Below are 12862 nucleotides of genomic sequence, written 5' to 3'. Positions count from 1 at the left end.
CCTGACTCTCTCTCGTCCGTTAGTTATACACTACAGCTAGAAAGATAGGATTCTACCACGATCTTGTTTTCTCGAAGTTCTGCACTGGAACCTTCCAGAAAGATCCCTCCCTTTTGCAAGGCATACCCTCGTTCTACAATTGACAAAGCTTTTAAAGCATTTTGTTCAACTAAAAGAATGGCCAGATTCTTTTCTCTTTTAATCCTTTCAATAACAGTATAAACTTCATGAACCAAAGCAGGAGCAAGACCCAGGGAAGGTTCATCTAGCAATAACACTTGCGGATCAGCTAAAAGCGCTCTCCCAATCCCCAGCATCTTCCGTTCACCACCACTCAGGGTACCTGCATTCCGCCGGAACCTCTCTTTTAGTTTAGGAAAGATTGTTAAGACTTCTTCCATTCTGTGGTTGATTTTTTTCTTATCTTTTTCGTAATAAGCCCCCATCAGCAGATTATTTTCTACAGTAAGTTTGGGGAATAATCCTTCCCGCTCCGGTACAATAGCGATTCCTGCCTGAATTACTTTATGTGAAGGCAGAAGATCAAGCCTTTGACCATTAAAATAGACCTCTCCCTTAATAGGCTTAACCATACTGATAATAGTTTTTAACACAGTTGTCTTTCCGGCCCCGTTAGCCCCTAATAAACAGACCGCTTCACCTTTCTCAACCTTAATACTTACCTCCATTAACATAGGAATCTGACCATATTTTGTACTGATATTGCAAAGTTCTAGCATGATCTTATCCTCCTAGATAAGCAGTTTGCACCTGCTCGTTCTTACAAATTTCTTGATAGGTGTCGTCGGCGATTTTCTTGCCAGCATTTAAAACAACAACCCTATTACAAATGCTCGAGATAACGTTCATATCGTGTTCGATAATGATCATACATATCTGCTGGTCGCCCTGGCGAATCTTTCCGATATCGTTGATGATTTGGGTTGTTTCTTCAGAGTTTAGCCCAGCTGTTGGCTCGTCAAGCAATAATAACCTGGGGTTACCAACGATTGCCCTAGCAATTTCAATTCTGCGCCGATCGATAAGGGCTATACTAGTAATGGGATCATAGGCTTTGTCAACTAAATCTGGATTGAAATGCTCAAGCAATTGCAAACATTTCTCAATATTTTGTCTAAGTTCTTTTCTGCATTGCTTCGGTTGAAGAATAGCTTGCCACCAAGTGGATTTCTTCTTACTGTAAAGACCAAGGAGCATATTATCAATAATACTAAGGTTTAGGCAAAGCCGATTAGTCTGGAAAGTGCGGGCTATACCTTTACCCCGAATAACATGGGCTCCCGATCCAGTAATATCTTCTTGTTGAAAGATGATTTTGCCGCTGGTTGGCCGATAAATTCCGCTTACCAGATTTAAAAAGGTCGTTTTACCCGAACCATTGGGGCCTAATAATCCTACTACCTCATCAGCAATTGCAAAATCTACTTCATCGACAGCCTTTAGTCCTCCAAAATTTATTGTAAGAGACTCTGTCTGCATAACTTTCATGGCCTTAATTGCCCCCCATTCATCCGTTAGAAATTAGGTTCTATCTTGCTGTCTCTTAATTTACCGTACTTTCTAATTCGCTTTGGCAGCAAACCTTGGGAACGGGCTAACAAAATAATGATTAAGATTAAGCTGTACATTAACATCCGGTAGTCAGCGAAATCGCGAAGTTTCTCATCAACTATGGTCAGCAGCATTGCTCCAAGGACAACGCCAAGTACATTGTCCATTCCTCCCAATAAAACCATGCAGATGAAGATGAGGGATATGGAAAAGTCAAAATTCTCCACACCAATAAAACTCGTATAATGTCCATATAAGGCGCCTGCTAGGCCGGCGAAAGCTGCTCCCAAAGCAAAAGCCAATAGTTTAATCTTAGTCTGATTAATTCCTTGGGTAACAGCCACAATTTCATCTTGTTCGATGGCATTCCAAGCTAAACCCACATGGGAATTATACAAACGTCCCGCTACCAAAACTGCCAAACCAAGAATGGCGAAAACCAAGTAGTAGTAATTTGCTTGATAAGGTAATTTCATACCGAATAACACGACAGATGTCTTGAAGGAAAACCCTGCGATATTGTAAGCAGGTATACCTGGAACACCATTGGGGCCGCCTAGCCAACTTGTATTAATGATCATCAGAGTAAATATGACCTGCAAAGCCATGGTAACAAGAGAAAGGTAATAACCGCGTGTTTTTAAAGCCGGGATACCAAAGAGCAGCCCCAGAAAAGCAGCCGCTGCCAATCCACTTACTGTACCCAGCCAGGGTGAAATGCTAAACTTCGTAACTAAGAGAGCTGAAGTATAGGCACCCGTTCCAAAAAACGCTGCAGTTGCAAAGTTTACCATTCCAGTACTACCCATCTGAAAGTTAAGCCCCAGAGCCACGACACTGTAGATTCCCCCCATGACAACAATATGGAGCAAATAATTGTTGCCCTTTAATAAAAATGGGAGGGTCAGGACAAACATGATCAACACGGCTATACCCAAAATCCTGTGTTCTCCAAAGGCTGTGTGAATTGCTTCAGCTTTGCCCATATATTCACCAAATACAATTAAGGCTAAACCTAAGCCTATGACAGTCAAGGCAACAAATAAGGATCCCACCAAGGCAAAATATAAAAACACACAAGCTAAGACACTAACGAGCAGTGTAACCAGACTATTTTTTGAAGCAAAAGCAGCTCTCTGCACTTGTTAACCTCCTCCTCTGGGGCATACTAGACCTTTTCGACTGTTTTTTCTCCAAGAATTCCTTCAGGCTTAAATAATATAAAAACGATGACCATCAAAAATCCGGCAACACCGGAATAGGCTGAGCCTCCGGGAATATAAGCGGTAACAAAAACTTCGATAAAGGCAATGAGCATGCCTCCAGCTATTCCGCCGAACATACTGCCTAGACCACCTACCACAGCAGCACTGAATCCTTTTAATCCATACATTGAGCCCATGTCAAAACGCACAACTTCAGAATAGGATGCTACCAGGAAACCACTGACCCCTAGTAAAAATCCCCCAATCAAGAAGGTCACCAAAATACTTAGCCGCCAGTTAAGCCCTACCATCATGGCCGCTTCTCTATTCTGAGACACAGCTTGAATAGATAAACCAATTTTAGTTTTATTGACAAACCAATAGAGCAGTGCCACTAGGAATACTGTGGCCAGAATAATAATAACATTTCGCCAGGATATCATAAGGCTGGAAGAAATTGTTCCACTAGGGAGCATCTGAGGAAAAGCCTGGGGATTTCTTCCTTGAGGATAGAAAATACCAATCAGTTCTCGAAGGACAATACCGGAAGCTATGGTACTGAGAAGGGGCATCAGCGGACTCTTCCCTTCAAAGGGTTTAATCACTAGACGATACATCAGCAACATGAGTAAGGCAGTGATCATTGCCCCCACGAAAACAATTACCACTGAAGAAACAGCGTGAGGGAGTATAGAGTCCAGAACAGGAAGCATTTGAGTTCCCATGAGCACCAAAATGCTAAATGCAGCAACAATCGCTACGTCTCCTGCTGAAAATACAACTATATCCATAACTCCAAAGAATAGGGAGAAGCCAATGGCAATCAATGAATAGGTAGAACCCAGCATTATTGCATTGATAACCTGAGATAAGAGAAGTGACAAAAGCCCCAACCTCCTTTTTGTTTAGTCTTGTTCACTAAGGGTACCCGGGTTAACACTTTGACATTTTGCTTCCGACTTAATTGCCTTAACGATTGCTGCATAACCAGTACAGCGACAAAGATTGCCCCTCAGATACTCGCGAATTTCCTCCTCATTAGGATTAGGATTTTCCTTAAGTAAGGCCTCACCAGCCAACAACATCCCCGGGGTACAAAAGCCGCATTGTACAGCGCCATGCTCAATGAAGGACTCCTGAAGGGGATGCAGTTGAACAGGATCACCCATCCCTTCTATAGTTGTAATCTCTTGACCGTCAACCGTTACAGCTAAAATAAGGCAAGCCAAGGCGGTTTGGCCATCTAAGAGCACTGTACAAGCTCCGCATTCTCCGATACCACAACCGTACTTGGTACCCATGAGGTTTAAATCATTGCGCAAAACATTGAGAAGGAGATCATTCGGCTTAACGAACAATTCTCGTACCCTACCATTAATAGTGATTTTAATTAACCTTTTCTCCATTACAGCTCACCTCCAGCCCGCTGCCATGCTGACCGTATACCCTCTTCCAGGATCACTTTACTTACTTGTTGACGATAGCTATTCGTTGACCGTTTGTCGGTAATCGGTTTGATTAGGCCAGCCGCGGCCTTGGCAGCTTTGACTATTAACTCATCGCTCATTTCTTCACCCTTAAGGATTTCTTCTGCCTCAGGTATTCTAATGGGTGTAGGCGCTACCGAGCCGAAGGCAATCCTACAATTGCCGATAATCTTGCCGGTGCGATTTAAACAGACTGCAACATTAATTTTGGCGATATCAGCTGATACCCTCCCCAATTTAAGAAAGCTGCTGCCAACTTGGTCTCCTAAATCAGGCAGGCAAATTTCTGTTAGCAGTTCATCACTCTCCAAAACCGTTTGACTAGGTCCTACAAAAAATTCTTCGACCGGAACAATTCGATCTCCCCGTATACTGGATAATTTCAGAGTTGCGCCATAGACCAGCAGTGGGGATGCAGTATCTGCAGCCGGTGACCCATTACAGAGGTTTCCGCCAATAGTCGCCATATTTTTTACTGAGGTAGCTGCCATTGAACGAACCGCTTCAAACAAAGCACTGTAATAGGCCTTGACCTGCTCATTCTTTTCAATGCTCCTTAAGCTGATCATGGGCCCGATCCTCAAGGTTTTCTTGTCTGAGATAAGATAATTCAGGGCTTCAATCTTCTTAACAAAAATAAGGTATTGGCATTGGAGCAGCCCACTTTTCATTTTTATCAATAAGTCAGTCCCCCCTGCAAGAATTTTAGCCTTGCCATTATACTTCGACAGACAGTTTAAAGCTTCCGCAAGGGTTGGACATTCCAGATATTCAAATTCTGACGCCAAGATTTTTGTATTAGTTTTCAACGGAGGTACCTCCTTCCAGGGCCTGCAGGATTCTTTCCGGTGTAATTGGAGTATGGTAAAATCTAATACCTATTGCATTGTAAATAGCATTAGCATAAGCTGCGGCCACGGAATTCAGCGCTGCCTCACCAATTCCTTTAGCCCCGAAAGGCCCGGTAGGCTCATAGGTATGGGCAAAATACACTTCAATATTATCCATTAAAGGCATCTCGCAGCTGGTGGGAATCTTATTATCCGTGATGAAGCCTCCACATAACAGCTTACCTGTTTCCAAATCATTTTCCGTACTTTCATAGGCAGCATATCCCAGCCCTCTGGATAAAGAGCCAATTAACTGGCCTTCCAGCATATCCGGATTAATAGGGGTTCCGGAATCCGCAAGCAGTATAGCCCTCGGAACCTTAACGATTCCTGTCCAGGTATCAACCTCCACCTCAATAAAATGAGCGACGAAACAAGGTGGGCAGTTTCTCTGCCTATAACTGTCCGAAACTGCTATGGTACCCCAACTATAAATTTGAGCAAGCTTGGCAACTTCACCAATGCTTATTTGTTTTTGTTTAAATCTCTTAACATGAATTATGGTTTTCTTTTCTTCCGGTTCATAACTCAAGTCCAAATCGTCAGGATTTTCCTCCAAAATCCGGGAGGCAAACTCTAAGAGCTTAGTCTTGACTTGTTTTGCCACGTGCAATGCAGCGCCGCAGCCACAGTAGACCCCTCGGGTGGCATGGGTATTCACATCATAGCCCGTTGTTCTGGTATCCACAATTGCCAGTTCTACTTTGTCATAGGGGACTTTGAGCAGCTCAGCAACTACTTTAACCGTGGCCTCCCCTGTGCCTCCGCCTAAATCCATCACCGGGGACAGTACATCTACCGTTCCATCTTCATTGATTTTAATCGTTGCACTGGAATAATCGATAACTTCTCCTGGTTTAGGACCGCCTGTGCCTGAAGTATGAAAACCACGAGCGATACCCACCCCTTTGCGGTAACGTCCAGTTTTGGCTTGGCTAGATCGACGCTCACTCCACCCTATTTTCTCAGCGCCCACCGTCAGCATTTCTTCGACACCGCAACTTTTAATGATGGATTTTACCGTGGGGCCTTGACCCCAAAATTCATCGCCAATACCTACATAGTTTTTCAGCCGAAACTCGATCGGGTCAAAACCGCACTCATTGGCTATAACATCCATATGGGACTCCACAGCGAAGTTAACCTCGGGATTGCCGTACCCTTGCATAGCACAGCCCGGTACCTTATTTGTATAGACTGCTGTCCCGTCAAATCGAAAATCCTGCCACTTGTATAAGGAAGCGTACCAGCCGGACATACAGCCCAGGAGAGGATACGAATTGATTTGATGGGCGCCAATATCTACAAGAACCCGCATATCTGCTGCTACTATTTTAGCGTCCTTCGTTACACCTACTTTTAACTTAATACGAGCTGGAAATTTCACGTGGTCATGGATATCATCTTCTCGACTGCTAACCAGCTTGACTGGACATCGGGCCTTCAAGGCTAAAGCGACACAAATGGGTATCATGGAATTCATCTGGATACTAGAACCAAAGGATCCGCCAATACTCAGTTTCTTGACGTTAATCTTGCTTAAAGGCAGCTCAAAAATTTGGCCCAGCAGTTGACGCACATTATGAATTGTTTGAGTTGTGGTCCAGATTGTAATGCCGCCGTTGGCTTCTGGTTGGCAAACCACAGTTTTAGTCTCCATTTGATGATGATAAATCCGAGGTAAATCATAGTCCCTTTCAACGATATAATCTGCAGCGGCAAAACCCGCCTCAGGGTCACCGATGACAATATTACGTTCGCAGGCTACATTATGCTTAACTTTAAGCTGTTGTTTTCCTAATAGGATTTCATCATAGAGAGATTCAGCCTCAGGCTTCATGGCCTCCTCAGGATCCAACACAGAGGGCAAGACATTATACTCAACTTTTATGGCCTGCATAGCTCGAAAAGCCAGTTCCTCTGTCTCGGCCGCTACAGCAGCTATAGCTTCACCAACATGACGGACACGCCTGGGTAAAACCTTGCGGTCACAGTAAGTCTTTTCAGGGATACTGACGGTTCGTTCATTATAAGTAAAGTCCGGGACTTCAGTAGGAGTTATACAAACTGCCCCCATGCTTTCAGCTTCCGAAGTATCAATCTTAAGGATCTCAGCGTGGGCGTGTTCACTTCGTAAAGTCACTGCGTATAACATATGCGGAACCACAATATCACTTGCAAAGGGTTCTTTACCGCAGACCTTGGCGATTCCATCTTTTCGTGGTAATACTTTGCCTATTACCTGAAAATCCATTTAATACTCCCCCTCAATCTGCTATCCATCTTCAACCTTTAAAGGCTTCTTACCGACTAAACAATTATCATTGAAGAGCCGGCAAGAAGTTATCCACTTTATTCCTTCATTGAGCCTTCCACTTCGTATAGTGGAAGTGCTGCCCCGTGCTCCACTTAGGTGGGGGTAGACTCTCCACCTAAGACTGGTTAATCAACAGGTTATTTAGCACCCGGCAATTTTCGTTCTCCACTCTTGTATTTTGAAGCGTCCCAAGCAACCCATTTTCCATCTTGAACAACTGAAATAGTACTTGCGATGTTGGTAGTTTGGCCCACTTCATTAAAGGTTGTGGTACCTAGTAGTCCGTCATGTTTAGCTTTAGTAATTGCATCTACTAAGGCCTTCTTATCTGGACCGGCTTGTTTCAGGGCTTCCACCACTATATTTGCTGCATCATAAGCATAGGGACCATAAGCACCATAAGGTTCTTTATAGCCGGCTTGTGTATAAGCTTCATCAAAGGCTTTACCGCCTGCCATCTCGCTTACGTCCTTACCAGGCTTAGTAGCAATAACCCCTTCAGCGGCTTCGCTGCCGGCGGTTTCAATGTATTTGTCATCCAAGATACCGGAGATACCCACGAGCAAAGTATTGTTTAATCCCAGTTCGTTAGCTTGACGTCGAACCATAGCGCCTTCCATCACGACTCCACCGAAGTAGATGGCATCGACATTTTGATTTTTGATTTTACTGAGAATAGGTCGGAAGTCTATTTGGCCTACTTGAATTTCGTCCACCGAAACTACTTCTGTGTCAGAGGATTTAGCCAATTCGTTTTTCCAAGCATCTGTGTTGCTTTTACCATAGGTGCTGGTATCTGAGATAATAGCCCACTTTTTGCGTCCTAAGTCATTAATGACAAAGTCCGCCAGAGGAGCGTTTTCTTGAACCTGAGTAGGGGCAACCCTTGTAACATAAGGATAGTTATCAGCACTTGTAAGTTTAGGCCCAATGGCTCCCCAGATAACCAAGGGAATCTCAGCTGATTTAAAGATGGGTATTGTTGCTTCTGCAACCGGGGAATTCCAGTGTCCCACTGCCGCTACGACATCCGGGTCTGCAACGGCTTTCTGCGCTGCTGAGGCTCCGGTCCCGGGATTGGAGGCATCGTCCAAATCCACAACTTCCAATTTATAGGCCAGTTTGCCAGAGTCATTGGCTTGTTTAATCGCTAATTGAAAGGCATTGCGAGCCCCAACCCCTTGCATGGCGTTAGAACCTGTCAAGGGCCCAAGAAATGCTATTTTGACTGTTTTAGTCTCCGTTTTAGGGGCACTCGCGGTTCCTTGTGTACCACAACCGGCAACGAGAGAAAATACCATTATTAAAGCCAACAACTTAATGGATAGTTTATTCAGTCTTTTCATTCTCAAAATCTACCTCCTCCTTTTTTGTGTACCACAATTTCCTTACCACCGTCTTACCACATCAACAACCTTACTTGACTAATCTGAAGGATCCCTCCTTTTTAGTTTTCTGCTATTCTCCAGTTACTTTTGGGAAATCTATTTAAACCTCTCCAAAGTAACCTAAGCAGTTGCAGCACAGCGTACACCATCGCCAAGGTTTAGCATGAGCTTACTTAATTCTGGAAAGCATGGCAAAAAGGATCTTCTCAGGAGTCGCCGGCAAGGAAGTGATTCTAACCCCGACGGCATCACGGATAGCATTAATAATTGCCGGAGCCATGGCATTACAGGCTGGTTCACCTATCCCTTTCGCACCATAGGGCCCAATTCCCGCGCCTGATTCCACTAAAATCGTCTCTATGTCTGGTACATCCAAGGCTGTCGGCAAAAGATACTCCGCTAAGGAATGGCTCTTTAGATAACCTTGCTCCACCACAAAGTTCTCTGTCAGCGCATAGCCAATGGAATCTACGCCGCCTCCCTCTAATTGTCCCTCAACATTAAGTGGATTGATGGCTTTACCAACGTCGTAGCAGGTTACAGCTCTTTCCACATTGACTTCTCCTGTTTCCTCATCGATGGCCACCTCAACGGCATAGGCTCCGAAGGTAAAATCTGCAAAGGTTTGTCCAGTAATCACATCTGAAACCGGAACCTCTGTAAAAGGCGCATTAAACTGAGCTTCACTGTATAGCTCATCTCCATCAGTAGAGCATTGCCCTATAACCGTGCTCAGGGCTAAATACTTATCGGGTTCGCTGATCCGGATGATTTTTTCATTTTCGAACTTCAAGTCTGTTTTATCTGCTTTTAACATCACTGACGCCTTGTTTATCAAGCGTTCCTTAACCTCTCGAGCTGCTTTTAAGGTCGCATTACCTGACATATAGAGTTGTCTAGTGGCCGTCGAAGTGCCAGCCAAAGGGGTCAAGGAGGTATCTGAAGTGAAAATTTTAATTTTTTCTAAGGGTACCCCAAGTTCTTCGGCAGCAATTTGGACTAAGGCCTGTGCCTGACCAGCACCCAGATCAGGAATACCCGAGCGCATCAGCACGCTGCCGTCAAGTTCAAGTTTAATGTAGGATCTGGAAGTGTCATGCAGGAAAGTTAGACGACCATAACTCATCATACCTACTGCCAAACCCCGACCAAGTTTAATGTGTTTACCAGGGTCTGCTCTTTTTGGGCCTAAGGCCTGCCAAGCTTTCTCCGCTACCTCTCGAACTGCTACACTCCCCCCAAAATCCGCCCCAGTTGTCAAAGTATCTCCTTGCTGCAGACAGTTCTTTAGTCGGATAGTCAAAGGATCTAAGTCTAGAATCCGCGCTAATTCATCCATTTGAGATTCATAGGCAAAATTAGGCTGGACAGCGCCAAAACCCCGATAAGCGCTGCTAAAAGGATTGTTTGTAAGAACAGCAACTGTGTCCACTTTGACATTGGGGATGTTATAGGGCCCCGCTGCATTCACTGTGGCATAGAGTAAAACCCAAGGGGATAGATAGGTGTATGCCCCGGAGTCGGCGATCAATTCTGCTTCCAATGCCACGAGCAGCCCGTCCTTAGTCGCCCCTGTTTTGTATTTCATGACAAAAGGATGTCGCTTGCTGTGAGCTAAAAAGGATTCCTCCCGTGTATAGGTCAGCTTAACAGGCCGCTTGGTTTTCCAGGTTAGAAGGGCCAGAAAACTTTCAACAGTAATATCTTCTTTTCCTCCGAAGCCCCCTCCTACCCAAGTACCAATAACCCTCACATGGTTATGAGGAATACCTAAAACCTCAGCGACAGTTCGGAAATGTTCTATGACTTGAGTGCAGACACGAATAGTGATGATTCCATTCTCATCCACCCAGGCCACACCGGATTCTGGTTCAAGAAAGGCGTGGTCTTTGAAAGGGACGCTATAGGTATTTTCGACAATCACATCAGCACTTTTAAAAGCTGTTTCAACGTCCCCCTGACGAATTTTAAATTGGGAAACCAGATTAGTGTCATTATCTCCGACGAGATAAGCGTCTTGTTTAAGGGCCTCAATGGGATCAAAAACTCCCGGTAACTGCTCATAAATTACGTCAATTAGAGCCAAGGCTTCTTCAGCAATTTTCTCACTGTCCGCTGCGACAAGAGCAATGGCCTCTCCTAAAAAACGCACCTTTTCTTCAGCTAACACTCGATATAAACCTTCAAAATTAGGTCCAATATCCGTACTCTGACCGAATTTGGCACGCAAATTATTGTGGGGTACATCTTTACCGGTCATGACCGCATGAACTCCCGGAAGTGACTTTGCCCGGGCAGTGTTGATGGAGATTATCATTGCCGCGGGATACTTACTGCGTAGAACTTTGGCATACAGCATTCCCGGCAGACTAAAGTCATCTGCATAGGCAATAGTTCCTTTAGCTTTGGTATAAGCATCAAACTTTGGCAGTCCCTTGCCAACAACGGATGTTTCCATATTCTTAACCCCCTTTTATACACTCGTGCCTGCAACAGCGGATACAGCATCAACGATTTTCTTATAACCGGTACAACGACAGAGATTACCCGCAAGAGCTGCCTTAATTTGCTCTCGGCTTGGATAAGGTTCCTGTTCTAAGAAGCTCTTGGCCGTAACCAGCATGCCTGGTGTACAAAATCCACACTGCACTGCGCCATGCTTAGCAAAGCTTTCCTGCAGATCATGCATTAGTTGATCGTTCTCCATACCTTTCAATGTCCAAATCTCTTGCTTATGAGCCTGGGCTGCCAGAACCAAGCAGGATTTAACGGTTTTCCCTGCAAAAACCACGGTACAAGTTCCACAGTCTCCTTTTTTGCACCCACACTTTACATCAAAGCTTCTGACCTTATCACGTAAAAATTCCAACAAAGATTCTTCTGGTAAAACAGACGCTCTAATATCGATACCGTTAACTTTCACCCTTATGGCAACTTCATTTAAGCGTGAGACTCCTGGGTCAATTGGGCGGACAGACTCGATTTCTACTTTAGAGGGGATCGACTCCCCTTCATCCTCTAAATCTTCTTGTACCGCCTGAGCCGGTTGTAAACTTTCAGCCCTGTCGTTGTCGTCCGAAAATTCCCTTTGAGCAAGTTCACTTCCGGGTGCGATGGCAGCTTCAATAGTACGTCGAAGCAAGACACCGGCTAAAAGTAATCGATATTCACGAGAAGCACGAATATCACCAATCGGATTTATTTCCGTCTGAACCAGTTCTGCAGCTTGGGCTAGTACCTCAGGGGTAATTTCTCGTCCGCATAAGAAAGCTTCGGTTTTCCTGGCCCGTACCGCTGTGGGAGCAACAGACCCCAAGGCAATTCTGGCTTTAGAAATAGTTCCATCCTTCATCTCAAGCACAACTGCAATATTAATCAGGGAAATGGCCATGGCCTTCCTTAAACCGAACTTGGTGAAAGAACCTAAGGGATTATTCCCTTGGAAAGACACGGAAAGGATTAATTCATCAGGCTTTAAGGCACTCTTTCCCGGTCCCACTAAAAATTCTTCTATTGGCAGATCCCTTCTCCCCGTTGTCAAACTCCCTACAGTTACAGTAGCCTCCAAGGCCAATAAAGGAACTACACCATCTGCTGCCGGGGAAGGTTTGGCCATATTTCCACAAAGAGTTGCCCGATTGCGAACTAAAGGATCAGCAAATTGACGGCAAGCTTGCCATAGAACAAAAGCATTTTCTTCAATTACCTCAGAATGGATTAATTGATCTATCGTCGTCAAAGCACCAATGGTTATTTTGTTGTCAATTACCTGAATACCCTTTAGTTCATCCAAACCACTAATATCTACCAGAAGACACTCAGTAATCTTTTTCGACTCAATATCAGGCAAAATATTAGTACATCCCGCTGCAACACGTGCTTTAACCCCTTGTTCCTGCAGAATACTTAAAGTCTCCTCCACCGTCTGGGGCGCTCGGTAAGTAAAACTGCTCAAAATTAATCCAGCCTCCTCTCAAAATTATAATTATATAGCTCGACTGTC

Annotated in this window: 10 protein-coding genes; all 10 read right to left on the bottom strand. The window is 44.5% G+C overall.

Going from position 1 to position 12862, the window contains the following annotated elements:
* Positions 1-23 precede the first annotated feature (23 nt).
* The gene (locus HGJ98_RS11190; protein WP_291351385.1) at positions 24-740 is read right to left on the bottom strand and encodes an ABC transporter ATP-binding protein; all 717 of its coding nucleotides are present in this window, start codon (positions 738-740) and stop codon (positions 24-26) included.
* Between the two features lie 4 nt (positions 741-744).
* On the bottom strand, positions 745-1509 hold the full coding sequence (locus tag HGJ98_RS11185) for an ABC transporter ATP-binding protein (protein WP_291351383.1): 765 nt from the start codon (positions 1507-1509) through the stop codon (positions 745-747).
* A 26-nt stretch (positions 1510-1535) separates the two neighbouring features.
* Positions 1536-2714, bottom strand: a complete 1179-nt coding sequence (locus tag HGJ98_RS11180) for a branched-chain amino acid ABC transporter permease (RefSeq protein ID WP_291351381.1) — start codon at positions 2712-2714, stop codon at positions 1536-1538.
* Positions 2715-2740: 26 nt separating this feature from the next.
* Positions 2741-3661 carry a branched-chain amino acid ABC transporter permease gene (locus HGJ98_RS11175; RefSeq protein ID WP_291351379.1) on the bottom strand — a complete coding sequence of 307 codons (921 nt, stop codon included), beginning with the start codon at positions 3659-3661 and terminating at the stop codon, positions 2741-2743.
* A gap of 21 nt (positions 3662-3682) precedes the next feature.
* Positions 3683-4183 (bottom strand): (2Fe-2S)-binding protein, encoded by a 501-nt coding sequence (locus tag HGJ98_RS11170; RefSeq protein WP_291351377.1) that lies wholly within the window; start codon positions 4181-4183, stop codon positions 3683-3685.
* On the bottom strand, positions 4183-5073 hold the full coding sequence (locus HGJ98_RS11165; protein WP_291351375.1) for a xanthine dehydrogenase family protein subunit M: 891 nt from the start codon (positions 5071-5073) through the stop codon (positions 4183-4185). The genes HGJ98_RS11170 and HGJ98_RS11165 overlap by 1 nt, the downstream gene beginning before the upstream one ends.
* Positions 5063-7408 (bottom strand): xanthine dehydrogenase family protein molybdopterin-binding subunit, encoded by a 2346-nt coding sequence (locus HGJ98_RS11160; protein ID WP_291351373.1) that lies wholly within the window; start codon positions 7406-7408, stop codon positions 5063-5065. Before HGJ98_RS11160 ends, HGJ98_RS11165 begins: the two co-directional genes overlap by 11 nt.
* Before the next feature lie 200 nt (positions 7409-7608).
* Positions 7609-8817, bottom strand: coding sequence for a branched-chain amino acid ABC transporter substrate-binding protein (locus HGJ98_RS11155; RefSeq protein WP_291351371.1), 1209 nt, complete (start codon positions 8815-8817; stop codon positions 7609-7611).
* 211 nt (positions 8818-9028) lie between these two features.
* Complete coding sequence (locus HGJ98_RS11150; RefSeq protein ID WP_291351369.1) at positions 9029-11317, bottom strand: xanthine dehydrogenase family protein molybdopterin-binding subunit; 2289 nt, start codon at positions 11315-11317, stop codon at positions 9029-9031.
* 15 nt (positions 11318-11332) lie between these two features.
* Positions 11333-12814 carry an FAD binding domain-containing protein gene (locus HGJ98_RS11145; protein ID WP_291351367.1) on the bottom strand — a complete coding sequence of 494 codons (1482 nt, stop codon included), beginning with the start codon at positions 12812-12814 and terminating at the stop codon, positions 11333-11335.
* Between the last annotated feature and the right edge of the window lie 48 nt (positions 12815-12862).

Origin of the sequence: Desulfosporosinus sp., assembly GCF_014237355.1 — a bacterium.
Classification (GTDB): Bacteria; Bacillota; Desulfitobacteriia; order Desulfitobacteriales; family Desulfitobacteriaceae; genus Desulfosporosinus.
The sequence above is the reverse complement of the archived record's forward strand: the minus strand, read 5'-3'. Positions and strand labels throughout refer to the sequence as shown.

Coding starts and splice junctions, on each gene's coding strand:
- HGJ98_RS11190 (WP_291351385.1), bottom strand. CDS start 740: ATGCTAGAACTTTGCAATATCAGTACAAAATATGGTCAGATTCCTATG.
- HGJ98_RS11185 (WP_291351383.1), bottom strand. CDS start 1,509: ATGAAAGTTATGCAGACAGAGTCTCTTACAATAAATTTTGGAGGACTA.
- HGJ98_RS11170 (WP_291351377.1), bottom strand. CDS start 4,183: ATGGAGAAAAGGTTAATTAAAATCACTATTAATGGTAGGGTACGAGAA.
- HGJ98_RS11160 (WP_291351373.1), bottom strand. CDS start 7,408: ATGGATTTTCAGGTAATAGGCAAAGTATTACCACGAAAAGATGGAATC.
- HGJ98_RS11155 (WP_291351371.1), bottom strand. CDS start 8,817: ATGAAAAGACTGAATAAACTATCCATTAAGTTGTTGGCTTTAATAATG.
- HGJ98_RS11150 (WP_291351369.1), bottom strand. CDS start 11,317: ATGGAAACATCCGTTGTTGGCAAGGGACTGCCAAAGTTTGATGCTTAT.